This window comes from Thermobifida alba (genome assembly GCF_023208015.1).
Taxonomy (GTDB): domain Bacteria; phylum Actinomycetota; class Actinomycetes; order Streptosporangiales; family Streptosporangiaceae; genus Thermobifida; species Thermobifida alba.
Genome location: NZ_CP051627.1, coordinates 2,079,172 through 2,104,967, shown reverse-complemented (window position 1 = coordinate 2,104,967; position 25,796 = coordinate 2,079,172). Strand labels below are relative to the sequence as shown.

At 73.0% G+C, this 25,796-nt stretch carries 23 protein-coding genes; 6 read left to right on the top strand and 17 right to left on the bottom strand.

All coding sequences use genetic code 11. From position 1 onward, the window contains the following. Positions 1-102: 102 nt before the first annotated feature. The 5 genes from FOF52_RS09240 to FOF52_RS09220 all read right to left on the bottom strand — a co-directional run bounded on the left by FOF52_RS09240 (position 103) and on the right by FOF52_RS09220 (position 6,527). The gene (locus FOF52_RS09240) at positions 103-2,196 is read right to left on the bottom strand and encodes a 3-hydroxyacyl-CoA dehydrogenase NAD-binding domain-containing protein (RefSeq protein WP_248593414.1); all 2,094 of its coding nucleotides are present in this window, start codon (positions 2,194-2,196) and stop codon (positions 103-105) included. Next, complete coding sequence (locus FOF52_RS09235; RefSeq protein ID WP_248593413.1) at positions 2,193-3,395, bottom strand: thiolase family protein; 1,203 nt, start codon at positions 3,393-3,395, stop codon at positions 2,193-2,195. Before FOF52_RS09235 ends, FOF52_RS09240 begins: the two co-directional genes overlap by 4 nt. A 163-nt stretch (positions 3,396-3,558) precedes the next feature. After that, positions 3,559-4,491, bottom strand: a complete 933-nt coding sequence (locus FOF52_RS09230; RefSeq protein WP_248593412.1) for a tetratricopeptide repeat-containing protein — start codon at positions 4,489-4,491, stop codon at positions 3,559-3,561. A 95-nt stretch (positions 4,492-4,586) separates the two neighbouring features. Further along, positions 4,587-5,849: an HRDC domain-containing protein gene (locus FOF52_RS09225; protein WP_248593411.1), complete on the bottom strand. Its 1,263-nt coding sequence runs from the start codon at positions 5,847-5,849 to the stop codon at positions 4,587-4,589. Between the two features lie 96 nt (positions 5,850-5,945). Next, entirely contained in the window at positions 5,946-6,527 is a 582-nt protein-coding gene (locus FOF52_RS09220; RefSeq protein WP_248593410.1) for a DUF3000 domain-containing protein, read from the bottom strand. Positions 6,528-6,637: 110 nt separating this feature from the next. Here FOF52_RS09220 and hemE point away from each other — a divergent pair, with 110 nt between their 5' ends. Then, positions 6,638-7,723 carry a uroporphyrinogen decarboxylase gene (gene hemE, locus FOF52_RS09215; protein WP_248593409.1) on the top strand — a complete coding sequence of 362 codons (1,086 nt, stop codon included), beginning with the start codon at positions 6,638-6,640 and terminating at the stop codon, positions 7,721-7,723. Between the two features lie 56 nt (positions 7,724-7,779). On the opposite strand, the gene FOF52_RS09210 is transcribed toward hemE, so the two are convergent. Then, entirely contained in the window at positions 7,780-8,760 is a 981-nt protein-coding gene (locus tag FOF52_RS09210) for a DUF4349 domain-containing protein (protein WP_282573986.1), read from the bottom strand. Between the two features lie 124 nt (positions 8,761-8,884). Here FOF52_RS09210 and hemG point away from each other — a divergent pair, with 124 nt between their 5' ends. Beyond that, positions 8,885-10,321 carry a protoporphyrinogen oxidase gene (hemG, locus tag FOF52_RS09205; RefSeq protein ID WP_248593408.1) on the top strand — a complete coding sequence of 479 codons (1,437 nt, stop codon included), beginning with the start codon at positions 8,885-8,887 and terminating at the stop codon, positions 10,319-10,321. A 56-nt stretch (positions 10,322-10,377) separates the two neighbouring features. Beyond that, on the top strand, positions 10,378-11,019 hold the full coding sequence (gene hemQ / locus FOF52_RS09200; protein ID WP_248593803.1) for a hydrogen peroxide-dependent heme synthase: 642 nt from the start codon (positions 10,378-10,380) through the stop codon (positions 11,017-11,019). A 97-nt stretch (positions 11,020-11,116) separates the two neighbouring features. On the opposite strand, the gene pssA is transcribed toward hemQ, so the two are convergent. The 3 genes from pssA to msrB form a co-directional block, all read right to left on the bottom strand. Beyond that, positions 11,117-11,869: a CDP-diacylglycerol--serine O-phosphatidyltransferase gene (gene pssA / locus FOF52_RS09195; RefSeq protein WP_282573985.1), complete on the bottom strand. Its 753-nt coding sequence runs from the start codon at positions 11,867-11,869 to the stop codon at positions 11,117-11,119. 4 nt (positions 11,870-11,873) lie between these two features. Further along, positions 11,874-12,527: a phosphatidylserine decarboxylase gene (locus FOF52_RS09190; protein WP_248593407.1), complete on the bottom strand. Its 654-nt coding sequence runs from the start codon at positions 12,525-12,527 to the stop codon at positions 11,874-11,876. A gap of 64 nt (positions 12,528-12,591) precedes the next feature. Next, positions 12,592-13,014: a peptide-methionine (R)-S-oxide reductase MsrB gene (gene msrB / locus FOF52_RS09185; protein ID WP_248593406.1), complete on the bottom strand. Its 423-nt coding sequence runs from the start codon at positions 13,012-13,014 to the stop codon at positions 12,592-12,594. Positions 13,015-13,169: 155 nt separating this feature from the next. Between msrB and FOF52_RS09180 the strand changes: the two genes are divergently transcribed. Beyond that, positions 13,170-13,556, top strand: coding sequence for a hypothetical protein (locus FOF52_RS09180; protein ID WP_248593405.1), 387 nt, complete (start codon positions 13,170-13,172; stop codon positions 13,554-13,556). A gap of 126 nt (positions 13,557-13,682) precedes the next feature. Here FOF52_RS09180 and glgX read toward each other — a convergent pair whose 3' ends face one another. The 8 genes from glgX to FOF52_RS09140 all read right to left on the bottom strand — a co-directional run bounded on the left by glgX (position 13,683) and on the right by FOF52_RS09140 (position 23,106). Continuing rightward, positions 13,683-15,800, bottom strand: a complete 2,118-nt coding sequence (gene glgX, locus FOF52_RS09175) for a glycogen debranching protein GlgX (protein ID WP_248593404.1) — start codon at positions 15,798-15,800, stop codon at positions 13,683-13,685. 170 nt (positions 15,801-15,970) lie between these two features. After that, positions 15,971-17,602, bottom strand: a complete 1,632-nt coding sequence (locus tag FOF52_RS09170; protein WP_248593403.1) for an isovaleryl-CoA dehydrogenase — start codon at positions 17,600-17,602, stop codon at positions 15,971-15,973. Between the two features lie 114 nt (positions 17,603-17,716). Continuing rightward, on the bottom strand, positions 17,717-18,883 hold the full coding sequence (locus tag FOF52_RS09165) for an acyltransferase family protein (RefSeq protein WP_248593402.1): 1,167 nt from the start codon (positions 18,881-18,883) through the stop codon (positions 17,717-17,719). Continuing rightward, positions 18,880-19,557, bottom strand: coding sequence for a TetR/AcrR family transcriptional regulator (locus tag FOF52_RS09160; RefSeq protein ID WP_248593401.1), 678 nt, complete (start codon positions 19,555-19,557; stop codon positions 18,880-18,882). Before FOF52_RS09160 ends, FOF52_RS09165 begins: the two co-directional genes overlap by 4 nt. A gap of 145 nt (positions 19,558-19,702) precedes the next feature. Beyond that, entirely contained in the window at positions 19,703-20,497 is a 795-nt protein-coding gene (locus FOF52_RS09155; protein WP_248593400.1) for a sirohydrochlorin chelatase, read from the bottom strand. Continuing rightward, complete coding sequence (locus FOF52_RS09150) at positions 20,479-21,162, bottom strand: phosphoadenylyl-sulfate reductase (protein ID WP_248593801.1); 684 nt, start codon at positions 21,160-21,162, stop codon at positions 20,479-20,481. The genes FOF52_RS09155 and FOF52_RS09150 overlap by 19 nt, the downstream gene beginning before the upstream one ends. Positions 21,163-21,167: 5 nt before the next feature. After that, positions 21,168-21,374 carry a hypothetical protein gene (locus FOF52_RS09145; RefSeq protein WP_248593399.1) on the bottom strand — a complete coding sequence of 69 codons (207 nt, stop codon included), beginning with the start codon at positions 21,372-21,374 and terminating at the stop codon, positions 21,168-21,170. A 37-nt stretch (positions 21,375-21,411) separates the two neighbouring features. Next, the gene (locus FOF52_RS09140) at positions 21,412-23,106 is read right to left on the bottom strand and encodes a nitrite/sulfite reductase (RefSeq protein ID WP_248593398.1); all 1,695 of its coding nucleotides are present in this window, start codon (positions 23,104-23,106) and stop codon (positions 21,412-21,414) included. Between the two features lie 503 nt (positions 23,107-23,609). Here FOF52_RS09140 and FOF52_RS09135 point away from each other — a divergent pair. After that, a complete protein-coding gene (locus tag FOF52_RS09135; protein ID WP_248593397.1) occupies positions 23,610-24,791 on the top strand; it encodes a YihY/virulence factor BrkB family protein in 1,182 nt (393 codons plus the stop codon). A 7-nt stretch (positions 24,792-24,798) separates the two neighbouring features. After that, complete coding sequence (locus FOF52_RS09130; protein WP_248593396.1) at positions 24,799-25,518, top strand: HNH endonuclease family protein; 720 nt, start codon at positions 24,799-24,801, stop codon at positions 25,516-25,518. Positions 25,519-25,796 lie beyond the last annotated feature (278 nt).

Here is a 25,796-nt window from a genome sequence, read left to right as displayed (position 1 = left end):
CGGGGCCGCCGCTGACTCCCCGGGCCGCGGACGGGGAACGGCCCCGCCCCCGGAGGAGAGTCGGGGGAGCGGGGCCGCGTCCGCGGGGGCGCTGCTACGGGGTCACAGCGCCTTCAGGCCGTCGGGGTGGAAACAGGCCCCGTTGACCTTCTCGGAGATGCCCGTGCGGTCCAGGTACGGGGTGATGCCGCCCAGGTGGAACGGCCAGCCCGCGCCGGTGATCATGCACAGGTCGATGTCGGCGGGCTCGGCCACCACGCCCTCGTCCAGCATGATCCGGATCTCCCGGGCCAGCGCCTCCAGGGCGCGGTTGAGGATCACCTCCTCGCTGGACGGGGAGTCGCCGCCGGTGAAGAACGCCCGCACCTCCGGGTCGATGCTGAAGTCGGGCGCGTAGATCGTGGTCTTGCCCGCCTCCACCATCGCCCTGAGCTGCTGGGAGACGCGGAACCGGTCGGGGAACGCGGCGTGCAGGGTCTCGGCCACGTGCAGCGCCACGGCCGGGCCGACCAGTTGCAGCAGCAGCAGCGGCGACATGGGCAGGCCCAGCGGCGCCACCGAGCGGTCGGCGACCTCCGGCTCGGTGCCCTCCTCGACCGAGGACAGCACCTCGCCCATGAACAGGGTGAGCAGCCGGTTGACCACGAACGCGGGCGCGTCCTTGACCAGCACCGCGGTCTTCTTCAGCTTCTTGGCGGCGGCGAACGCGGTCGCCAGCGCGGCGTCGTCGGTCCGCTCGCCGCGGATGATCTCCAGCAGCGGCAGCACTGCCACCGGGTTGAAGAAGTGGAAGCCGACCACGCGCTCGGGGTGCTTCAGGTCCGCGGCCATCTCGGTGACCGACAGCGACGAGGTGTTGGTGGCCAGCACCGCCTCGGCCGAGACGTACTCCTCGACCTTGGCGAACACCGACTTCTTGACCGACATCTCCTCGAAGACGGCCTCGATGACGAAGTCGGCGTCGGCGAACGCCTCGTACGACAGCGACCCGGTGACCAGGGCCTTGAGCCGGTTGGCCGTGTCGGCGTTGACGCGGCCCTTGGCGAGCAGCTTGTCGACCTCGCCGTGCACGTAGCCCACGCCGCGGTCCAGCCGCTCCTGGTCCAGGTCGGTCATGACCACCGGGACGCCCAGGCGGCGGGCGAACAGCAGCGCGAGCTGCCCGGCCATGAGGCCCGCGCCCACCACGCCGACCTTGGTGACCGGGCGGGCCAGCGACTTGTCGGGCGCGCCCTTGGGGCGGCGGGCGCGCTTCTGCACCAGGTCGAAGGCGTACAGTCCGGCCCGCAGTTCGTCACTGAGGATCAGGTCGGCTAGTGCCTCGTCCTCGGCGGCGAAGCCCTCGTCGCGGGTGCGGTCCTTGGCCGCGGCGACCAGGTCGAGCGCGCGCACCGCGGCGGGGGCGGCGCCGTGCAGCTTGCCCTCCACGGCCCAGCGCGTGTTGGCGACGGCCTGGTCCCAGGCCTCGCCCCGGTCGACCTCGGGGCGGTCGACGGTGATGTCGCCCTTGACGACCTTGGCCGCCCAGCGCAGCGACTCCTCCAGGAAGTCGGCGGGCTCGAAGAGCGCGTCGGCGATGCCCATCTCGAACACCTGCGGACCCTTGATGGTCTTGTTCTGGGCCAGCGGGTTGTCGATGATCAGCTTCAGCGCCTTCTCCGCGCCGATGAGGTTGGGCAGCAGGTAGGTGCCGCCCCAGCCGGGCACCAGGCCGAGGAACACCTCGGGCAGCGCGAACGCGGGGACGCCGGAGGAGACGGTGCGGTAGGTGCAGTGCAGCGCCACCTCCACGCCGCCGCCCATGGCCGCCCCGTTGACGAACGCGAAGGTCGGCACGTTCAGTTCGCCGAGCTTGCGGAACACGTCGTGGCCGAGCTTGCCGATGGCGCGCGCCTGCTCCCGGTCGGTGATCTTCGGTACGCCGTTGAGGTCGGCGCCCACGGCGAAGATGAACGGCTTGCCGGTGATCGCCACGGCGACGATGTCGGTGCGTGCGGCGGCGGCGTCGATCGCCTCGCCCAGGCTCAGCAGCCCGGCGGGGCCGAAGGTGTTGGGCTTGGTGTGGTCGTGGCCGTTGTCCAGGGTGATCAGGACGGCCTTGCCCGCGCCGTAGGGCAGTTCCACGTCGCGGGAGAGCGCCCGGGTGACGACCTCGTCGGCGAACTGCTCCCGCGCGGCCTCGATCGCGCTGCTCACTTGGCGTTCCCTTCCCAGTTGGTGTTCTCCCACAGGACCGTTCCGCCCATGCCCATGCCCACGCACATGGTGGTCAGGCCGTAGCGGACGTCGGTGCGTTCGGCGAAGAGGCGCGACAGCTGCATCATCAGGCGCACGCCGGAGGAGGCCAGCGGGTGGCCCAGCGCGATCGCGCCGCCCCACGGGTTGACCCGCGGGTCGTCGTCGGGGATGCCGAAGTGCTCCAGGAAGGCCAGCACCTGCACGGCGAAGGCCTCGTTGATCTCGATGAGGCCGATGTCGTCCATGGTCAGGCCGTTGCGGGCGAGCAGCTTCTCGGTGGCCGGGACCGGGCCGACGCCCATGACCTCGGGCTCCACGCCGGCGAAGGCGAAGTCCACCAGGCGCATCTTGGCGGTCAGGCCCAGTTCGGCGGCGACCTCCTCGGCGGCGAGGATCGCGCCGGTCGCGCCGTCGTTGAGGCCCGCGGCGTTGCCCGCGGTCACGTTGCCGTGCGGGCGGAACGGGGTCTTCAGGCCGGCCAGCGCCTCCAGGGTGGTGCCGGGGCGCGGCGGCTCGTCGACGGTGGCCAGGCCGTAGCCCTGCTCGGCGCTGCGGACGGCCATCTCCACCAGGTCGGGCTGGATCTTGCCGTCGGCGTAGGCCTTGGCGACCTTCTCCTGGCTGCGCACCGCGTAGGCGTCGGCGCGCTCCTTGGTGATGGTGGGGTAGCGGTCGTGCAGGTTCTCGGCGGTGTTGCCCATGACCAGGGCGGAGGGGTCCACCAGCTTCTCGGAGAGGAAGCGCGGGTTGGGGTCCACCCCCTCGCCCATCGGGTGGCGGCCCATGTGCTCGACGCCGCCGGCGATGACGACGTCGTAGGAGCCGAAGGAGATGCCGGCCGCGGTGGTGGTCACCGCGGTCATCGCGCCCGCGCACATGCGGTCGATGGCGTAGCCGGGCACGCTGCGGGGCAGGCCGGCGAGGATGGCGGCGCTGCGGCCGATGGTCAGACCCTGGTCGCCGATCTGGGTGGTGGCGGCGATGGCGACCTCGTCGATGCGTTCCGGGGGCAGTGCGGGGTTGCGGCGCAGCAGTTCGCGGATGACCCGGACCACCAGGTCGTCAGCGCGGGTCTCGGCGTAGAGGCCCTTGCCGGCCTTGCCGAACGGAGTGCGCACCCCGTCGACGAATACGACGTCGCGGGCAGTTCGCGGCACGATTGCCCCTCCTTCTTCAGGCGGATGGCGGAGTTGTCGCCCCCATGCTACTCGTCAGTAACTAATGGCGCGAGTGAGGAAACGCCGCATTCTCGCGCCGGGCACCGCAACGGCCCGTCCGCGACGGCGGCGCGGACGGGCCGAAGGGAGGGCGAGGGGCGGGTCAGTACAGGGCCGCGGCGTCCCGGGCGCGCCCCGCGGCGCGGTAGGCGGCGGCCAGGTCGCGGCGGATCCGCAGCGACAGCAGGCGGACGTCGGGGTCTCCGGCCGCGGCCAGGCAGCGGAGGTAGGCCTCCCGCAGCACGCGGGCCGCCTCCTCGGGGCGACCGGCGTGCGCGTAGGCCAGTCCCAGCTGGTGGTGGACGGCCAGGGTGCGGGGATGGCGCGCGCCGAGCCGGCGGCTGCGCTGAGACAGCACCGTCCGGAGCTGCTCGCGGGCCTCGTCGGCGCGGCCCGCCCGCCGCAGCGTCAGGGCCAGGCCGAGCCGCCAGGCCTCCACCTCCTCGGCGGAGAACGCCGAGTGCTGCTCCAGGACGCCGCGGTAGTGCTCGGCGGCCTCGGCCAACCGTCCGGTGCGCCGACAGGCCGCGGCCAGGCGGGCCCGGGTGAGCAGTGTGTCGGTGGCGTGCCGGCCCAGGCGTGCCGTCCGCTGGTCGAGCAGCAGCTGCCAGTGGTGCGCGGCCTCGGCGAAGCGGGCGGCGTCCTCGTGGCACAGGGCGAGGTTCTCCCGGATCACCTCGGTCAGCGGATGCTGTTCCCCCAGCACCCGGACCGCGTCGTCCAGGGCCCGCTCGAACTGGGCGAGGGCCGCGTCGCGCCGTCCGGTCGCGGCGTACCTCCCGGCGAGGTTGTTGCGTGCGGCGATGGTGTCCGGATGGTCCTGCCCCCGCTGCTCCGCGCACTCGGCGAGGGCGCGTTCCAGGGCCGCGGTCCGTTCCGGCGGGCCCGCCCCGTCCGGACCGGAGGCCTCGACCGGGAGGTCGGGGAGGAGCAGACGCGACACCGCCCGCCACGCCGCGGTGGACAGGGAGACAACCAGGGAGAGCAGCGTGTCGACAACCGTTCTTCTGTCGCGATTCCGTGCCAGAACAGCCACGGTTCAATAACACCACGAGTGCGGGGGAAGAAGAACCGGAAGCGACGCGCCCCCGCCTATGGGGTTCGTCACCTCCGGTCACACGGCGGCGGCCCTCACCGCGCCGCCGAACGCAGCGCCTCCGCCAACGCGGCCGCGGTCAGCTCGATCTGCCAGTTGCGGGCCTGATGCGCGCGCAGGTGCTCGGCCACCGAGTCGACGCTGACGGTCCGGGGCGGCGACCACGCCAGGCGGCGCACCGCGTCCGGCTGCAGCAGGTTCTCGGTCGGCATCACCACCCGCTCCGCGATCTCGGCCACCACGGAGCGCACCGCGTCGAGCCGCCGCGCCGCCGCCGGATCGCGGTCGGCCCACCGGTTGGTCGGCGGCGGCCCGTCCCCCGGAGGGCTGGGCTGGGGCAGGTCGGCCGGAGCCATGTCCCGCACCCGGTTGACCGCCTTGATCCACGCCGGGACGTAGCGGCGGGCCAACCGGACGGTGAACGCCTTGATCGCGGTCAGCTCCTGGGGGGTACGCGGCATCGCCAGCGCCGCCTCCACGATCGCCGAGTCCTGCAGCACCCGCCCCGGGGACAGGTCGCGCTCCCGGGCGATCCGGTCACGCTCCAGCCACAGCTCCCGGACCACGCCCAGCCCACGCTGGCTGCGGACCCGGTGGATGCCGGAGGTGCGCCGCCACGGGTCCGGACGCGGTTCCTTGGGGGGTGCGGCCAGCACCGCCGCGAACTCCTCGTGCGCCCACTCCAGCTTGCCGGCCTCTGCGAGCTCGGCCTCCAGCGCGTCGCGCAGCTCGATGAGGACCTCCACGTCCAGGGCGGCATAGCGCAGCCAGTCCTCCGGCAGCGGCCGCGTCGACCAGTCCACCGCCGCGTGCTCCTTGGCCAGCCGGACGCCCAGCACCCGCTCCACCATCGTGCCCAGGCCGACCCGCTGGTAGCCGAGCAGCCGCCCGGCCAGCTCGGTGTCGAACAGGCGCCGCGGCCGCAGGTTCACCTCGGTCAGGCAGGGCAGGTCCTGGTGGGCCGCGTGCAGCACCGTCTCGGCGTCGGCGACCGCCTCCCGCAGCGCCGTCAGATCGGGGCAGGCGACCGGGTCGACCAGCGCCGTCCCGGCACCGGCGCGGCGCAACTGGACCAGGTAGGCGCGCTGTCCGTAGCGGTATCCCGAGGCGCGTTCGGCGTCCACCGCGACCGGCCCGCCGGCCGCCGCGAACGCGGCGGCCACGCGTGCCAGCTCCTCCTCGTCGGCGACGACCGGCGGGATTCCGTCTCTGGGTTCGCTCAGCAGGGGGGCCGGGGACGTCTGCTCCGAGGTGCTTTCGGGGTCTTCTTCGGTCTTGGAGTTCAGCACGTTCGCCACACCCCTACGGTATGTGCTTCCCGTCGCTTTCCGGTTGCCGCCCTCGCGGGGACGGGCCTCGGCCCGCCCGGGAACGGGCCGGCTCCGCGCGGGCCGTCACGGCTCCGGGCGCGTCCTGCGGGAGATGTCCGCCACGTCCACCGGCGGCAGTCCCGCCGCCGTGGACAGCAGGTCCAGCCAGGTGGCCATGTGCGCGGACAGGTCCTGCGACTCGGTGGGCGTCCACGAGGCGCGCAGCTCCATCTCGGTCGTCGCGGGCTCCCCGGCCTTGAGACCGAACCCCTCCGTGGTGGCGCGGGTGACCGTCCCGCTCAGCGTGTGGTGCCCGGCGCCCCGGGAGGACAGGGCCTCGGTCAGCCAGCTCCAGGCGACCTGCCCGAGCAGCGGGTCACCGGACAGGTCCGGCTCCAGCTCGGCGCTGACGTAGGCCACCACCCGGAAGGGGCCCGGCCAGTCCCGGGAGCCCTCGGGGTCGTACAGCACGATCAACCGCCCGAACGCCGCGTCCCCTCCGTCGGCGTGCACCGTCGCCGACATCGCGGCCGCGTACGGGGCGAGCCGCCGCGGTGCGGGGATGTCCTCCAGTACGATCTCGGGCCGCACCGTCCGGGCGCGCAGGCTCGCGACCGCCCGCGTGAACACGGGAGGGGCCTCGTCGGCCCTACTGTGAGGGGGCATGGTGGAAGCTCAGCCTTAATCTTTTCGGGTCACCGGAAAGGGCACAGCACGACGGTGACACGAGCGCCGGCGCCGTCCGTAGAGTTTTGTCGGCGTGTCGGGGTTTCGTGATGATCCTGGGACATGCTGCGCGATCGCTTCGGGAGCATGGCACGATCGGGAGTGTGACGCTACAAGACTCTGCTTTTCTCCGTGCCTGCCGACGGCAGCCGGTCCCGCACACTCCGGTGTGGTTCATGCGCCAGGCCGGACGTTCCCTGCCCGAGTACCGCAAGCTCCGCGAGGGCGTGGCGATGCTGGACGCCTGCGCCCGGCCGGACATGATCGTCGAGATCACCCTGCAGCCGGTGCGCCGCTACAACGTCGACGCCGCGATCTTCTTCAGCGACATCATGGTCCCGCTCAAGGCCATCGGGGTGGACCTGGACATCAAGCCCGGCATCGGCCCGGTCGTGGCCCACCCGGTCCGCGACCTCGCCGGCGTGCGGCAGCTGCGCGGACTGGAACCCGACGACGTGTGGTACGTGACCGAGGCGGTCCGGGCGCTCGTCACCGAACTCGGTGACCGTCCGCTCATCGGCTTCGCCGGGGGGCCGTTCACGCTCGCCTCCTACCTGATCGAGGGCGGACCCTCCCGGCACCACGAGCACACCAAGGCCATGATGTACGGCGCGCCCGACCTGTGGGCGGAGCTGATGCAGCGGCTGTCCGCCATCACCCTGGAGTTCCTGCGCGTGCAGATCGCCGCGGGCGCCAGCGCCGTGCAGCTGTTCGACTCCTGGGTCGGCGCGCTCAGCCCCGAGGACTACCAGGCCAGCGTGCTGCCGTACTCCTCGTGGATCTTCGCCCAGCTCGCCGAGTTCGACCTGCCCCGAATCCACTTCGGAGTGGGGACCGGAGAACTGCTGGGGCTGCTCAGCCAGGCCGGGGCCGACGTGGTCGGCGTGGACTGGCGGGTGCCCCTCGACCGGGCCGTGCAGCGGGTGCGGCCCGACACCGCCCTGCAGGGCAACCTCGACCCGGCGGTGCTGTTCGCCCCGTGGAGCGTGGTCGCCGAACGCACCGACGACGTGCTGGCCCGCGCCGAGGCCGCCGACGGCCACGTGTTCAACCTCGGCCACGGGGTGCTGCCCACCACCGACCCGGCCGTGCTGGAGCGGCTCGTGGAGTACGTGCACACCCGGACCGCGGTCTGAGCCACGCGCGCCGCGCTCCGCGCACGGCTCGGGCCCGCGGGCGCGGCGTTGCCGGGTCAGTCCCGCTCGGACTCGGCCGGAGCGGCGGCGGAGGTGTCGGCACCGGCCTCGGAGGAGGGCTCGGACTCCGCCTCCGCCGCCCCGGCTCCGCCCCGTGCGCGCCGCCGGAGGCCCAGCCACACCAGCGGCGCGGCCACCACCGCGGAGGCCGCCACGAACGGCAGCAGCCAGCCGACGGCCACGACCGCCACGTCCAGCACGGTCAGCAGCGCGCGCCAGCCCGCGGCCAGACCGCCGAGGAAGCCGGGGGAGTCGTCGTCGTTCGGGGGGACCGCCGAGGAGGGCAGCGACAGCGCCAGCTCCACCGTGGCGTAGGAGGTCATCTCGGCCAGTACCCGCTGCCGCGCCTGCAGGGCCTCCAGGTCGGCCTGGCGGGAGCTGATCTGCTCCTCGATCTCCAGGATCTCGCCGACCTCGTCGGCCTCCTCCAGCAGTTCACGCAGCCGCTCCAGGGACGCCTCGGCGGAGGCCACGCGGCTGTCGACGTCGGCGACCTCCTCGGTGACGTCTTGGGCCCGCTGCTCCAGGTACTGCCGGTCGCCCAGCGCGGCGAACTCCTCCAGGGCCTCTTCGTAGGAGTCGGCCGGCACCTGCAGGCTCAGGTGCGCGGTCGGGTTCTGCCCGGCCGCCGAGTCGACCGACTCGGCGGCGACGTAGCCGCCCGCCCCGCGCACCCACTCCTTGGCGTCCGCGACGGCGGTGTCGACGTCGGCGACGGTGACGCTCATGGAGGCGGTGTGCGCCACCGCCCGTTCGCCCGGCTCGGCCACCAGGTCGGCGGCCTCCCCCGCCCGGTCCTCCGGCACGGCCTCGGCGTGCTGCTGGACGGCCCCCGCGGGCGCCTCCTGGGCCGCGTCCGCGGCGGTCAGGTCGTCGGCGGCGGCGCATCCCCCCAGCACGACGGCGGCCAGGAGCGAGGCGGAGACGATCGGCACGACGCCCGGGCGGTGCCGCGGACGCGGGGAGGAGGCGTTCATGACCGGTGCGACGCCCCCGCGGACACGGAGGTTCCCACCCGTACGTAACACAACGGTCACGGGCCGGCCGCCCGGAAACGGGGGGTGGTGCGAGAGGCCGCGGAGGATCTGGGAAGCTGACGACATGGACACCACACCACACACCGTGGTGGTCGGTGGCGGCGTGTCCGGCCTGGCCGCCGCGCACCGGCTCGCTCGCAGCGGACACCGCGTCACCGTGCTGGAGGCCGCGTCGCGGCCCGGCGGCAAACTCGCGGTGGAGAAGGTCGCGGGGGTCGCCGCCGACGTCGGAGCCGAGGCGGTGCTGGCCCGCCGTCCCGAGGCGCTCGCCCTCATCGACGAACTCGGACTGGGCGACCGGGTCACCCACCCGGGCACCGTGGCCTCGCAGCTGTACAGCCGCGGCAGGCTGCGGGACTTCCCCGAGGGCCACGTCATGGGGGTCCCCGCAGACCTCGGGGCGCTGGCCCGCAGCGGGGTGCTCTCCCCCGCGGGCGTGCTGCGGGCGGCCCGCGACCTGGTCTGGCCCGCCACCCCGGTCGGGGCGGACGTCCCGGTCGCCACCTACATCGGCATCCGGATGGGCCGCGAGGTCGTGGACCGGCTCGTGGAACCGCTCCTGGGCGGGGTGTACGCGGGCCGCGCCGACCAGCTCTCCCTGGACGCCACCCTGCCGCAGCTGGCGCAGGCCGCGCGCACCCGGCGCTCCCTGGCCGCCGCGGCGGGCGCCGCGCGGCCCCGCGCCGCCGCGTCCCCCGCAGAGCCGCCGCCCCCGCTCTTCGCCACCCTGCGCGGCGGGCTGGCCACCCTCGTCGACACCCTGGCCGCGCTGCCGGACGTGACCGTCCGGACCGCCACCCCGGTGCGGGAACTGCACCGCACCGAACAGGGGTGGCGACTGGTCGCGGGCGACGGCGACCGGTCCCGCGCCGTCGACGCCGACGCCGTCGTCGTGGCCTGCCCGGCGCCGGAGGCGGCCCGGCTGCTGCGCGCCACCGCACCGCGCGCCGCGGTGGAACTGGGCGGCGTCCGCTACGCGAGCATGGCCGTGGTCACCCTGGCCTACCCGGTCTCGGCGTTCCCCGCCCCGCCCACCGCCAGCGGGTTCCTGGTCCCCGCCGTGGAGGGGCGCACCATCAAGGCGGTGACGTTCAGCAGCGTGAAGTGGCCGTGGCTGGCCGAGGAGCTGCGCGCCGCCCACCCCGGAACCGAGCTGGTGCTGCTGCGCTGCTCCATCGGCAGGGTCGGCGACGAGGCGGTGCTGGACCGTGACGACGCCGCACTGGTGGAACTGGCCACGGCCGACCTCGCGGACCTGTGCGGGGTGGCGGGGCCGCCGGTGGACAGCCGCGTCACCCGCTGGAACGCGGGACTGCCCCAGTACACGGTGGGCCACCGCGACCGGGTCGAGCGCATCCGCGCGGCCCTGGCCGACCTGGACGGCCTCGCGGTCTGCGGTGCCGCCTACGACGGCGTGGGCATCCCCGCCTGCCTGGGAAGCGCCGAGGAGGCCGCACGCCGCATCATCCGAACAACCACACGACAAAGGAGTCACACGTGAGCACGGGCGCCAACACTCCCGATCCCGAGGAACTCAACAAGCTGATCCGCTACACCATGTGGTCGGTGTTCCGGGTCGACGACACCGCGGCCCTGGACCGCGCCGCCGCCGGAGACGAGCTGTCCGGGCTGCTGGAGGCGGCCGCGGAGAAGGGGACCGTCACCCGCGGCGTCTACGACGTGCAGGGGTTCCGCGCCGACGCCGACGTCATGTTCTGGTGGATCGCCGACACCCCGGAGCAGCTCCAGGGGATCTACGCCGACTTCCGCCGCACCGCGCTGGGCCGGGCCAGCACCCCGGTGTGGTCGGCGGTCGGCCTGCACCGCCCGGCGGAGTTCAACCGGGGCCACGTCCCGGCGTTCCTGGCGGGTGAGGAACCGCGCGACTACCTGTGCGTGTACCCCTTCGTGCGGTCCTACGAGTGGTACCTGCTGCCCGACGACGAACGGCGCCAGATGCTCGCCGAGCACGGCCGCATGGCCGCGCCCTTCCCGGACGTGCGCGCCAACACCGTGTCCACCTTCGCGCTGAGCGACTACGAGTGGCTGCTCGGTTTCGAGGCCGACGAGCTGCACCGCATCGTCGACCTGATGCGGGCGCTGCGCGCCGCGGCGGCCCGCCGCCACACCCGCCTGGAGGTCCCGTTCTACACCGGACGCCGCAGGAGCGTCGCGGAACTGGTCGAGTCGCTGCCCTGACCCCGGCCGGGACGGGACCGCGGCCCGGAAAGGGGAGGGGCTCCCCGGGAGGGGACCCACGCTCCTTTCCGGGCCGCGGTCGTGCCGCCCGTGCGGGTCAGGGGCGTCTGCGGAGCGACAGCGGCGCCAGGAGCAGCACCAGGAGCATCAGCAGCGCGCCGGAGGAGAGCAGGAGCATGCCGCCGGGCGCGTCCATCGCCCAGGCCACCAGGCAGCCCGCACCACCCGCGAGGGCGGCGAGGACCGCGTAGGCGGAGCGGCCACGCGGTTTGGGGTAGCGGACGTGGCTCACCATCAGCCAGGCCACCACCAGGATCGCGGCGCTGCCCGGGTAGACCGGGGGGTGCAGCAGCACGATGACGACGACCGCCATCGCGCCGAAGGGGCTGGGCAGCCCGGTGAAGTGGCGCTCCCCGGGGGACTGGCAGGAGAACCGGGCCAGTCGCACCACGACCGCCAGCAGTACCGCCGCCGCGACGACGAGCACCAGCACCGAACCGGCGGGGTGGGCGGAGGACCCCCAGACGACCACGAAGAACGCCGGGGCGACCCCGAAGCTGATCACGTCGGCCAGGTTGTCCAGCTCGGCGCCCATGACGCTGCCGCCGAGCCGGCGCGCCAGCCGCCCGTCGAACAGGTCGCAGGCCGCCGCCCCCAGCAGCAGGACGATCGACGTCGCCACCGCCTCGCGCGGGAGCGGGCCGGCGAGTCCCTCGGCGGTGTGCGCCAGCTGTGCGGCGACGAGCTGGCAGACCGCCATGAACCCGCACAGGGCGTTGCCCAGGGTGAGGTAGTCGGCCACGGAGAGACGGGGCGCCGGTGGGACGGCCGCGTCCGGTGGTGCGGTCACCGGATCAGTCGAGGTCGAGACGGGTCTCGCCGGCACGGACCTTCTGGCCGACCGCCACGGCAGGCGCGACGCCCGGGGGGAGATAGACGTCGACCCGAGAACCGAACCTGATGAGACCGATTCTCTCGCCCTGCTCGACCTTCGCACCGACCGGGTGATACGGGACGATGCGACGGACCATCGCCCCGGCGATCTGGATGACCGTGACTTCGCCCATTTCGGTGTCGAAGGTCCAGATGACGCGTTCATTACGTTCGCTGTCCTTGTCGAAGGCCGGGAGGAATCCGCCGGGACGGTGTTCGATCCCGGTCACCACACCGGCGAGCGGAGCCCGGTTCACGTGGACGTTCAGGGGGTTCATGAAGACCGCGATCCGGGTCCTGCCGTCGGGCAGCGGATCGACGCTCTGGACGACACCGTCGGCGGCCGAGAGGAAACGACCGCTCGCGGGGCCGCGGTCGGGGTCACGGAAGAACCAGGCCATCCCCGCGGCCAGACCCACCACGGGGACCGCGAGCGCCTTGCGCGCCCGTGATCCCCGGCTCGTGAGTACGGCGAGGCCCGCGGCGGCCAGTGCGGGGAGCAGCCAGGGGGCGGAGCCGCGGGCCATCCGCGGAACCAGCCGTCGGGGGACGGCCGGGTAACGGTCGGGGGTCATAGGGGGAAACCTTCGTCGGAGACGTTCCACAATGGAAAGGGGAGGGATGACATGAAGAAGGATGCTATTCCACAGTGTCGTCCGCTTCCAACGTCAAAGCCACTGAATTGATGCAGTATCGAGCGTCGGTGGGCGTGGGGTAGCCCTCACCGTGGAAGACGTGCCCCAGATGGGAGTCGCACCGGGCGCAGCGGACCTCGGTGCGCACCATACCGAAGGAAAGGTCTTCGTGCAGGGTCACCGCGGAACTGTCCGCGGGGTCGTAGAAACTCGGCCACCCGCAGTGGGAGTCGAACTTGTGCTCGGAGCGGAACAGCTCCGCCCCGCAGGCCCGGCAGCGGTAGACGCCCTGGGTGGTCGTCGAGACGTACTCGCCGCTCCACGGACGCTCGGTGGCGCCCTGGCGGAGGACCGCGAAGGCCTCGGGGTCGAGGATCGCCCGCCACTCCTCTTCTGACCGGTTGACCGGTGTGTTCATCTCGCTCATGGGAACGACGCTACCCGCTTCCGGGGTCTCCCGACGGGAGCGGCCGCGGGGAACACCAAGACATATCTGGGGCCTTGTGGTCTTTTGTTCGGGTTGGGGGTTCTTCGTCGTGCCGGTCGGGTAGCGGGGCGCCGAGCGAGAGCACGGAGGTGGACATGTCCGTCGCGCACCGGCAATCGATCGGCTACCGCCGCCCGTCCGCCGCCCGTCCGCGGGGGCGGCAGCGGCTGAAGCACGTCAGGCACGCGGTGGGCCGCGGCGCCGCCGAGAAACCGCGGAACCTGGTGGCATGGCTGACGTCCCTGGACTGGACGAGCCGCACCCCGATGTCCGACCGCCACCTGCTGCGCACGCTGCTGGTGGTCGAGGTGGCCGCCCTCGCCGCCGGACTGCTGGCCGCCGACGCCCTGGCCTCCTGGGCCAAGACGTCGGGGGACCTGGTGCCCGCGGTGCTGTGCGCGGTCCTGGTGGCCGGGCTCCTCGCCGCGGCGGCGGTCCCGGTACGGGGGGAACTGCGCCGGCGGCGCGGCGACACCGGCTGACCGGGAAGGCGGGCCGGAGCCGTCCTCTCCGGCCCGCCACGCGGTCGGTCCCGCCGTCCGGTGAGACGCACGCGCGGCCGGGAGGGCTCCCGAAGGTTCCCGGAGCGGGCGCAAGCCCGGTCCCGCTCAGCCCCCGGCCGGCCCCGCCACCCTTCTGAGGACCAGGAACGCCCGGTCGACCACGGTCACCCCGCCGCCTGCGGGCAGCGGGGGACGGGCCCGCACATCGGGTTCGGCCGTGTCCACAACCGTCTCCCAGGACGCGCCGTAATCCCGGTCGGGCAGGGTGAAGCGCACGTCGCTGATCCCCGCGTTCAACAGCAGCAGGAACGAGTCGTCACGGACCCGGCGGCCCAGCCGGTCCGGCTCGGTGATGGCGTCGCCGTTGAGGAACACCCCGAGCGCGCGCCCGCCCCGCCCCCAGTCGGCGTCCTCCATGAGCCCGCCGTCGGGACGCAGCCAGGCGATGTCGCGCAGCTGCCCCGGGGCGGAGGGGCGGCCCTGGAAGAACCGGCGGCGGCGGAACACCGGGTGCTCGCGGCGCAGCCGCGACAGTGTCCGCACGAACTCCAGCAGCTCCTCCTGCTCCCTGCCCAGGTCCCAGTCGACCCAGGCGATCTCGTTGTCCTGGCAGTAGGCGTTGTTGTTGCCGTGCTGGGTGCGGCCGACCTCGTCGCCGTGCGACAGCATCGGCACGCCCTGGCTGAGCATCAGCGTGGTCAGGATGTTGCGCATCTGGCGGCGGCGCAGCGTGGTGATCGCCGCGTCGTCGGTGGGGCCCTCCACGCCGTGGTTCCAGGAGCGGTTGTCGTCGGTGCCGTCGCGGTTGTCCTCCCCGTTGGCCTCGTTGTGCTTGCGGTCGTAGGAGACCAGGTCGGCCAGGGTGAAGCCGTCGTGGCAGGTGACGAAGTTGATGGAGGCCACCGGGCGGCGCCCGTCGGCCTGGTACAGGTCGGAGGAGCCCGACAGCCGGGAGGCCAGTTCGGGCAGCACCGGGTAGCCGCGCCAGAAGTCGCGGACGGTGTCGCGGTACTTGCCGTTCCACTCGGTCCACAGCGGCGGGAAGTTGCCCACCTGGTAGCCGCCCGGTCCCACGTCCCACGGTTCGGCGATCAGCTTGACCTGGGAGATCACCGGGTCCTGCTGCACGATGTCGAAGAACGTGCTGAGCCGGTCCACGTCGTGGAACTCCCGGGCCAGGGCCGAGGCCAGGTCGAAGCGGAACCCGTCGACGTGCATGTCCAGCACCCAGTAGCGCAGCGAGTCCATGATCAGCTGCAGCGAGTGCGGGTGGCGCATGTTGAGGCTGTTGCCGCAGCCGGTGTAGTCGAGGTAGTAGCGCCGGTCGTCCTCGCGCACCCGGTAGTAGGCGAGGTTGTCGATGCCGCGCAGCGACAGGGTGGGCCCCATGTGGTCGCCCTCGGCGGTGTGGTTGTAGACCACGTCGAGGATGACCTCGATGCCGGCCTCGTGCAGGGCCTTGACCATCGCCTTGAACTCCTGCACCTGCTCGCCGCGGGTGCCGGTGGCCGCGTACCCGCTGTCGGGGGCCAGGAACGCCAGCGTGTTGTAGCCCCAGTAGTTGGTCAGGCCCCGCGCGACCAGGGCGTGCTCGGGGAGGAAGTGGTGCACCGGCATCAGCTCCACGGCGGTCACGCCCAGTTTCCGCAGGTGGTCGAGGACGGCGGGGTGGGCCATGCCGGCGTAGGTGCCGCGCAGCCGTTCGGGGACCTGGGGGTGGCGTACGGTCAGTCCGCGCACGTGGGTCTCGTAGATCACCGTCTCGTGGTAGGGGACGCCGGGCCGCTTCTCGTTGCCCCAGTCGAAGAACGGGCTGACCACCACGCACTTGGGCAGGTAGGGGGCGCTGTCGTGGTTGTTGGCCCGGGAGGGGTCGGCGAAGTGGTAGTCGAACAGCGACTCGTGCCAGTCGATCCGTCCGTCGATGGCCTTGGCGTAGGGGTCGACCAGCAGCTTGTTGGGGTTGCAGCGCAGGCCGCGCGCCGGGTCGTGGGGCCCGTGCACCCGGTAGCCGTAGCGCTGCCCGGGGCCCACCGCCGGCAGGTAGCCGTGCCAGACGTGGCCGTCCCGCTCGGTCAGCGCGATCCGGGTCTCCGCGCCGTCGTCGTCGAACAGGCACAGTTCCACCCCGGTGGCGACTTCGGAGAAGAGCGAGAAGTTCGTCCCGGAGCCGTCGTAGGTCGCTCCGAGCGGGTAGGAGGTGCCGGGCCAGACTTCCACCATGGGCGTCGCTGTCCTTCTGCGCTGCGGGATCGCGGACGGAGATGTTGTTCCGCCATCACGCGCGGTCTATGCCTGCCGGAGCCGATCGACATCCGATCGTGCCGTGTGTGCCCTGGTCGGAGGGGCGACGCGGAGGCGCGCGGCCCCGCTGGGGGCGGCCGCGCGCCCGCTCAGCGTCGGGGCCGGGCCCGCTCCAGGATCGCCTCGGTGTCGGCGGACGGCGGCAGGGTGCCCGGGACGGGCCCGGCCCCGCCGTCCAGCCGCGAGGCGACGAAGGCGTCGGCCACGGCCGCCGGAGCGTGCCGCACCAGCAGGGACGCCTGCAGGCACACCGCCATCGCCGCCACCGTGGACCGGGCCCGGTACTCGGCGGACTCCGGGTCGGCCAGGTCGGCCAGCAGGCGGTGCACGGCCGCGTCCAGTCGCGGGTCGGCGCCCTCGGCCAGGGCCAGCTCGGCGCGGAACGCCTCGACGCTGTCCGGTTCGCGGCGCAGGGCGCGCAGCACGTCCAGGGCGGCGACGTTGCCCGACCCCTCCCACAGGGAGTTGAGCGGGGACTCGCGGAACAGCCGGGGCAGGCCGGACTCCTCGACGTAGCCGTTGCCGCCCAGGCACTCCAGGGCCTCGGCCACGTGCGCCACCTGGCGTTTGGTCACCCAGAACTTGCCCACGGGCACCGCCAGGCGGCGGAACGCGGCCTCGCGCGCGTCACCGCGCACGGCGCGGTCGGCCGCACCGGCCAGCCGCAGCATGAGGGCGGTGGCCGCCTCCGACTCCAGGGCCAGGTCGGCCAGCACGTTGCGCATCAGCGGCTGCTCGACGAGCCGCTTGCCGAAGGCGCGGCGCTCGGCGGCGTGGTGGACCGCCTCCGACAGCGCCGCGCGCATACCCGCGGCCGAGCCGATCACGCAGTCCAGCCGGGTGGCGTTGACCATCTCGATGATGGTGCGCACCCCCCGTCCCGGCTCCCCGACGAGCCAGGCGTGCGCGCCGTCGTACTCCAGTTCCGCCGAGGCGTTGGAGCGGTTGCCGAGCTTGTCCTTGAGCCGCTGGAGAGTCAGCGCGTTGCGGGAGCCGTCCTCCAGCACCCGGGGCACCAGGAAGCAGGTCAGCCCCTCGGCGGTCTGGGCGAGAGTGAGGAACAGGTCGTTCATGGGCGCGGAGGTGAACCACTTGTGCCCGCGCAGCCGGTAGGTGCCGTCGGGGGCGGCCACCGCGCGGGTGGTGTTGGCGCGCACGTCGGAGCCGCCCTGCTTCTCGGTCATGGACATGCCCGCCAGCAGGCCCCGCTTGGTGTGCGGGGGGCGCAGCCCGAAGTCGTAGACGCGGGCGGTCAGCAGCGGCTCGAACCGCGCGGCGAGGTCGGGGGAGTGCCGCAGGGCGGGCACCGCGGCGTAGGTCATGGAGATCGGGCAGCCGTGTCCGGCCTCGGCCTGGCTCCACACGAAGAACTTGGCGGCCCGCGCCACGTGCGCCCCGGCACGGTCGTCGGCCCACGGTGCGGCGTGCAGGCCGTGGGTGACGGCGGTGTCCATGAGCACGTGCCAGGCGGGGTGGAAGTCGACCTCGTCGATGCGGTGGCCGTAGCGGTCGTGGGTGCGCAGCACCGGGGTGTGGGTGTCGGCCTGTTCGGCCCAGGAACGGGCGCGGGCGCTGCCGGCCAGCCGCCCCAGTTCGCGCACCTCCTCGACGGCCCAGCCGCCGCCCTCGCGCTCCAGGCCCTCCAGGAGGGCGGGATCGGCGGAGACGTCGTGGTCGGCCAGCGGACTGGGCTGGTTGAACACCTCGTGCGTGTGTGCCATGACCGCGAAAGGCCCCCTTTTCTCGGTCGTGTCGCGGAACCCCCAGGCTAGTCGGACCGGGCACGGCCCCACGCCCCCGCGCCCGAGGCGGCCCCGGGCGCGGGGGCGTGGGCGCTAGAGCACCCGTTCGGCGTACGGCAGGGCCCGGACCAGGGCGGCGAGCAGCCAGCACAGCGGGATCGCGAGCACCGCCACGACCGCGAACTTCGCGACGGCGGGGGCCTCCCAGCCGCTGAACGCGTGTCCCAGGCCGACCAGGACCAGCGGGTGCAGGACGTACACCGCGAAGGCGTGGTCGGAGAGGAAGCGGGCCGGGCGGCCCTGGCGGCCGAACCGTTCGCGGAAGAGCACCAGCAGGCCCAGGACCATGCCGACGGCGAAGGTGTTCTCCCAGGCGGCGACGGCGAGGGCCGACCACGTCCCCGGGTGGCCCGCGGCCTCCCCCAGCAGCGGCCGCACCGTGAGGAAGACGGCGAGCGCGGCGGCGGCGACCGCGAACCCGGCCCAGCCCGCGGCGCGCGGGATCCGCCGGAACCAGTCGTGGCGGAAGGCCAGGACGCCGACCGTGAACAGTGCGACGTACTGCGGCAGGTAGCCCGGACTGGGCAGTCCCACGAACGGCCAGTACGGGGCCGGGGCGAGTACCCGCCACCCGTAGGTGGCCAGGGTGAGTCCGACGACAAAGGCGGCCACCGCCAGCGGCCCGGGCAGGCGGCCCGGCGCCGGGGGACGGCGGGGGGAGGGGACGGCCGCGCGGGTGCCGCGGAGGCGGTGCAGCAGCAGGTAGCCGAGGGTGAGGACGAGCAGCACCTCGACGAACCACAGCGGCCCCGGGTCCCAGGTGAGCAGGTAGTACAGCCAGTAGGGCAGCTCGACGCCCTGCTCGGCGAAGTCGGCCCGGAGCTGGGGGTAGTGCCCGGCGGTGAGGAGCGGACGCAGCAGCAGGATGAACAGCAGCAGCGGGACGCCGAGGCGTCGCAGCCGCTCGCGCAGGAACGCCCGGGAGCCCCTGCGCTCGTGGGAGCCGGGCACGAAGTAGCCGGAGATGAGGAAGAAGAACCCCATGAAGAACGCCTGGTTGGTGATGACCAGCAGGTCCAGCAGGACCCCGGTGGGGTCCTGGGCGGGTTCGGTGTAGTACCAGACGGGGATGTTGCCGTAGGTCACGGCGACGTGGTGCAGCACCACCAGCACCGTGAGCAGGATCCGCAGGTTGTCGATGTGGTGCAGGCGCGGCCGTGGCCGGACGGCCGCGTCGGGCGGGTGGGTCCGCTCGGTCATGGGGCTCCCTTCGTGGGCGGGTCGGCCGAGGTCAGGGGGGGTGTGGGCACGCGGACGGCCCGTTCGAACAGGTCGGCCAGTTCGCGGGCGTGCGCCCGGAGGTCGTGGTCGGGGTGGGCGGTCCAGTAGGCGAACATGCTGTCGACCGCGGCCTGCTGGGTGATCGCCATCACCCGCGGGTCGAAGGAGCGGAACTCGCCGGTCCGCTGGCCCTCGCGGTAGAGGTTCTCCAGCGAGGCGTACAGCTCCTCGTTGGCCGTGATCCCGTAGCGGAGCGTGCCGTCGGCGGTGCGGAAGTTGGTGAAGACCTCCCCCAGGGCCGCCAGGTGGGCGCGGTGGTCGCGCATGTACTCCGCCACGGTCAGGATGTGGGTGCGCAGCACGGCGGTCGCGGAGGGCTGCTCCAGGAGCCGGGGGAGGACGGAGTCGGCGATGTCGGTGTAGACCTGCATCACCACCTGCTCCACGAGTTCGTCCTTTCCGGCGAAGTGGTAGGAGATCACGCCCTTGCTGACGCCCGCCCGCGCGGCGATGCGGGCCAGCGACGCCTTGGCGAAGCCGACCTCGGCGATCGTGTGGATCGCGGCGTCGATGATCTGCGCCCTGCGCGCCTTCTCGATGAACGACCGGTCGGACCGGTCTTTCTGACCACTTGGATTATTTTTTGACCGCATGGCCAAATTATAGAACAAGTGGCCAAAACGCTATGGGGGTTCTCCCTGAGTCCTCCTCGGGGTGTCCCTGAGGGGAAGTGCGGGAAAACGGGGGAGCCCCGACCCGCGACAGCGGGTCGGGGCTCCCTGCGGGGCCGTCCGCGCCTCAGCGCGCGACGGGCCCCGGAACGTACTTGGCGCGCACCGCCGCGTCGTAGCGGTGCAGCACCACCTCGGCCAGTTCCGGGCTCTCGCCCAGCGCGGCGGAGACCACGTGCGCCCCCGCCTCCAGGGACCGGGCGCGCACCCGGTCGGCGAAGAAACCCGGCGCCAGCAGGTAGCTGGCGACCGCCACCCGGGCGGCGCCCGCCGCGTGCGCCGCGTGCACCGCCTCCTCCGGCCGGGGGGAGGCCGCCGACGCGAACGCGGCGCGCACCTCGCGCCACGGCCCGCGCGCGGCCAGCTCCCGCGCCGCCGCCTCGACCACCGCGTTGGCGTGCGCGTCACTGGACCCGGCCGACGCCAGCACCAGCGCCGTGTCGGGGCCGGCGACGGCACCGGCCTCGGCCAGGCGCCGCTCCACCGCGTCCAGCAGCAGCGGGTGCGGGCCGAGCGGGTCGGCGTAGCGCACCCGCAGCCACGGGAAGTCGGCGCGCACCCGCTCCAGCACCCGGGGCAGGTCGACCTTGCTGTGGTAGGCGGCCGTCAGCAGCGCCGGCAGCACCACGGCCTCACCCGCCCCCTCCGCGGCGAGCCCGGCCACGGCCGCGTGCGGATCGGGGGCGACGTGGTCGAGGTAGCTCACCCGCACGTCCAGCCCCGGACGCAGGCGCCGCACCCGGGCGAACAGCGCCTCGACGGTGGCCGCCGACCGCGGGTCGGCGCTGCCGTGCGCCACGGCGACCAGGGGAATCCCGGCCGGGAGGTGCTCCCGGCCGCCGTTCACACGTGCAGACCGCATTCGACCTTCCCCGTCCCCGCCCAGCGTCCGCTGCGCGGATCGGCGCCCTCGGCGACGCGCCGGGTGCACGGCGCGCAGCCGATGGAGGGGTACCCGTCGTACTGCAACGGGTTGACCAGCACCCCGCGCTCGGCCACGTAGGCGTCCACGTCGGCCTGCGTCCACCGGGCGATCGGATTGACCTTGACCTTCTTCTTGCGGGCGTCCCACTGCACCACGCCCACGTCGCGGCGGGTCACCGCCTCGTCGCGGCGCAGGCCGGTCAGCCACGCGTCGTACGGTTCCAGCGCCCGCTGCAGCGGCTCCACCTTGCGCAGGTGGCAGCAGAGGTTGGGGTCGCGCCCGTACAGCCGGGGCCCCAGGTCGCGGTCCTGCTCGGCCACCGTGCGCGTCGGCTGCACGGTGATCAGGTTGACCGGATAGGTCTGCGCGACCGCGTCGCGGGTGCCCAGCGTCTCGGGGAAGTGGTAGCCGGTGTCCAGGAAGATCACGTCGATGCCCGGCACCACACCGGAGACCAGGTCCACCATGAGGGCGTCGGCCATCGAGGAGGTCAGGCACAGCCGGTCGCCGAAGGTGTCGGCGGCCCACCGGATGATCTCCGTGGCGCTGGCCTCCTCCAGTTCCGCTGCGGCCGCGGCGGCGAACGCCGCGCCGTCGACCATGACGTTCAACGGTTCTCCTCCCCGCTCGGCGCGGTGGGTCGGGTGTCGGCGAAGGCGGAGGCGCGCAGGCCGACGAACTTGACGCGGAACACCCGGGCGCAGGAGCCGCAGGCCCAGGCGTATCCCTCGCCCCTGCTCCCGTCGCCCTCGTGCGGCTCCAGGTCCTCGTCCCCGCAGTAGGGGCAGTAGTAGGGGGCGGCCCGCTCGCTCATCGGCGCCCTCCTCCTCTCATGGGTCCGGTTCGGCGGCTCACCGCAGGTCCGCCTCCTCGGCACGCGCCACCCACTCCGCGAAGGTCTCGCCCTCCTGCTTCTGCTCCGTGAAGCGCCGCGCCACCCGCTCGACGTAGTCGGGCAGTTCCGCGGCGGTGGTCCTGAGACCGCGGACCTTGCGGCCGAACCCGGCCTGCAGGCCGAGCCCGCCGCCCAGGTGGATCTGGAAGCCCTCCACCTGGTTGCCGTCGGCGTCGGTGACCAGCTGGCCCTTCAGGCCGATGTCGGCGGTCTGGGTGCGGGCGCAGGCGTTCGGGCAGCCGTTGAGGTTGATGGTCAGCGGCTCGCCGAAGTCGGGCAGGCGCCGCTCCAGCTCGTCGATCAGGCTCATGGCGCGGTTCTTGGTCTCGACGATGGCGAGCTTGCAGTACTCGATGCCGGTGCAGGCCATCGTCTGGCGACGGAAGACGCTGGGGTTCACCTGCAGGTCCTCGGCCTCCAGCGCGGCCACGACCGAGTCGATCCGGTCCTCGGTGACGTCCAGCATCACCAGCTTCTGGTCGGCGGTGGTGCGGACCCGGTCGGAGCCGTGCGCCTCGGCGATGTCGGCGATGCGGCCCAGCACGGTACCGCTGACCCGGCCCACTCGGGGGGCGAAGCCCACGTAGAAGCGGCCGTCCTTCTGGCGGTGCACGCCCACGTGGTCGCGGCGGGTGCCCGGGTCGAGGACCGGCTCGGGGCCGTCGGGCAGCGAGTAGCCCAGGTACTCCTTCTCCAGCACCTCGCGGAACTTCTCCACGCCCCAGTCCTTGACCAGGAACTTGATGCGGGCGCGGTGCCGCAGGCGGCGGTAGCCGTAGTCGCGGAAGACCGAGCAGACCCCCGCCCACACCTCGCTGACCTGGTCGGGGCGGACGAACGTGCCGAGCCGCTGGGCGAACATCGGGTTGGTGGACAGGCCGCCGCCGACGAACAGGTCGTAGCCGGGCGTGCCGTCGGGGCCGATGACGCCGACGAAGGCCACGTCGTTGATCTCGTGGTTGGTGCAGTGCACCGCGCAGCCGTCCACCGCGGTCTTGAACTTGCGCGGCAGGTTGGAGAAGAGCGGGCTGCCGATGTGGTCGGCGGCGATCTGGCGCAGCTGCGGGGTGGAGTCGATGACCTCGTCCTCGGCGATCCCGGCCAGCGGACAGCCCAGCATGCCGCGCGGGGTGTCGCCGCAGGCCTCCGTGGTCGTCAGGCCCACGCTCTCCAGCCGCTCCCAGATGGCGGGGACGTCCTCGATGCGCACCCAGTGCAGCTGGATGTTCTGCCGGTCGGTGATGTCGGCGGTGTCGCGCGCGTAGGCGGTGGAGACCTCCGCCAGGGCCCGCAGCTGGGCGACGCTGAGCTGCCCGCCGTCGGTGCGCACCCGCATCATGAAGTAGCGGTCGTCGAGCTCCTCGGGCTCCAGCACCGCGGTCTTGCCGCCGTCGATGCCCGGGGCGCGCTGGGTGTAGATGCCGTACCAGCGGAAACGCCCGCGCAGGTCGGCCGGGTCGATCGAGTCGAACCCCGTCTTGGAGTAGATGTCGATGATGCGCTGGCGGACGTTCAGCCCGTCGTCGTTCTTCTTGATCTCCTCGTTCTTGTTGAGCGGCTCGCGGTAGCCGAGAGCCCACTGCCCCTCGCCTCGGCGCGGGCGCGTCGTCTTCCTGACGGGACGGCCGGTCGGTGTTGCTGCGGACGGCATCGCTGGGTCCTCCGAGTCTGTGACGTCCACCGGGGCGCGGACCGTGACTCTGCGAGTCCGGTCGGACGCGTTCGGATTGCGGTCGGGGGCGCCTCGGACCGACGTCCGTCCGGCCGGGCCTCCCACGCGGACGGCGTCGCGCGCGGCGGGAGGCGGAGGAAGGAGGGCAACGTCGGCGCCGAGCACGCCCGAAGGCGGAAAGTGCTACAAGGCGGCTGAGAGATCAGGCGACGTTGCGACAGATCGCGCTGCGGACCCGAAGGTAGTCCACGTGGCGTCGCACGCAGAGCATGGGGTCGATAACAGCGGCCATGACAACGACCATGACATGACCGCAAAACCTTTGTCTACCCGAAGGGTGGGAAAAGGGGCCGTGAGGCGTGTCACAGCAAGGGGGGAGAGGCGCCGGCCCGGTCACGATCGGCCAACGGAACGGTTCGGAAACCACGACGAAACACCCTGTTCCTGGGGGGGAGCGGGACCTCTCGACTATGTTCGGAAGAGTGCTGCCGAAGTGGGTGAACCCGGAACGGGTCCGTGAGGTGGTCGAGACCTGGCCCGACCGCCATCCCCGGTCCGGGACCGCCGCCACGCTCGTCGTGCGCACGGTGCGCTCCGCGATGCGGGTCCGCATCCTGGGCCTGGCCGCCGAGTCCGCGTTCTTCTCCCTGCTGTCCCTGCCCGCCCTGCTGCTCGGCCTGGTCGGCGCGCTGGGCCGCCTCAGCTCGGTCCTCGGCCGCCAGACGGTCCTGGAGATCCGCGCCTGGATGCTGGACCTGGCCGCCACCGTGCTGACCGCCGAGACCGTGGACGCCGCGGTCGAACCCCTGGTGGACGACTTCCTGGACGGCGCCCACGGCGGAGTGCTCTCGCTGAGCTTCCTGGTGTCGCTGTGGTCCGGGTCCCGCGCGATGAGCGTGTTCATCGAGGCCATCACCATCGCCCACGGACTGGACGGGATGCGCGGCTACCTGCGCCGCCGCCTGCTCGCCTTCGTCGCCTACCTGGGGGCGCTGCTGTTCGCGCTGGTCGTGCTGCCGGTCATCGTGGCCGGCCCGGAGGTGGTCCGCGTGCTGCTGCCCGCCGCGGCCGACTACCTGTCCCTGGCCTACTGGCCGCTGGTGGGCCTGCTCTGCCTGGTCTGCATCGTCGCCCTCTACACGCTGAGCGTGCCCGTGCGCACCTCACCGGTGCGCCAACTGCCGGGCGCGGCCGCGGCGATGCTGATCCTGCTGCTCGGCACGGTGGGGTTGCGGCTGTACCTGAACGCCTCGGTCGGACAGGCCGATCTCTACGGATCGCTCACCGCGCCCATCGTCATCCTGATCTGGCTGTACCTGATGGCCGTGGCGGTCCTGGCCGGCTCCTCCCTCAACGCCGAGATCGACGCCATCTGGCCGGTCGCCGTGACCGCCCAGGCCAGGGCCGACCTCGCCGCGCGCCGCCGGGCCAGGGCCGTGCGCCTGGTGGAGCGCCACGAGGAGGCCCTGCAGCGCCTGGCCGGCGACTTCGAACCGGACGGCGAGGTTCCCGGACCGCAGACGGGGGAAGAACACGATGGCCGGACCCCGTCCGGAACCGACCGCGCCTGCGCGGCGCGGCAGGAGCCCGCCCCCCGATCTCCCGCCGGCTCCACGGCTGCGACGGAGCAGGCCGAGCCCCCCGCAACAGAGACAGGAGACTGAGAACCGCATGCCCCCCGCACCACACAACGGCAGAGCGCGTATCCGTGTCGCGGCGGCCGCCGCGACGGCCGCCCTCGCGCTGACCGGCTGTCAGGCCCTGGAGGACGTGCTGGACGTGCTGGAGGAGATCGAGGCGGACGCGCCCTCGACGGGCGCGCCGCAGAGCCCCGGGACGGACGCGGAGGCGGCCGAGGCCAGGCAGCGGCTGGACGCGATGCCGATCGCCGAACCCGCCCCGCGCGGCGACTACGAACGCGACGAGTTCGGCAGCGGATGGATCGACACCGACGGCAACGGCTGCTCCACCCGCAACGACATCCTCGCCCGCGACCTGGAGGACGTGGAGTTCGCCCCCGACGGCTGCAAGGTCCTCTCCGGCACGCTGCACGACCCCTACACCGGCAAGACCATCGAGTTCACCTCCGAGGACCCGCAGGCCGTGCAGATCGACCACGTGGTGCCGCTGTCCCTGGCCTGGCGCATGGGCGCCGACGGCTGGGACCGCGACACGCGCGTGGAGTTCGCCAACGACCCCGGCAACCTGCTGGCCTCCGACGGCCCGGCCAACCGGGAGAAGAGCGACTCCGGCCCCGGCGAGTGGCAGCCCCACGAGGGCTTCCAGTGCACCTACGCCGTCATCTACATCGACGTGCTGTACCGCTACGACCTGCCGGTGTCCGACCAGGACCACAAGGGCCTGTCCACCATGCTCGACACCTGCGCCTGACCGGGGCACCGACCGGGGCGGCGACTCCTCGCCGCCCCGGTCGGTGCCCGTACCGGCGGTCCCGCACGAGCGGATCGGCCTGCGGCGCGAAGTCGCGGACCCGCCAGAACTCGGCGAGCCGCGGGTGCTGCAGGGCGGCCGCGTGGTCGAGTGTGCGGCCGAAGAGGGGACTGCCGGGGAAGACGGACGCTGCGGGAACGAGGGCGGCGGCGGGGGCCGGCTGCCCCGCGACCGGACCGACCCGGCAGCCGGAGGACACGTGGCCGCGCCACGTCCCG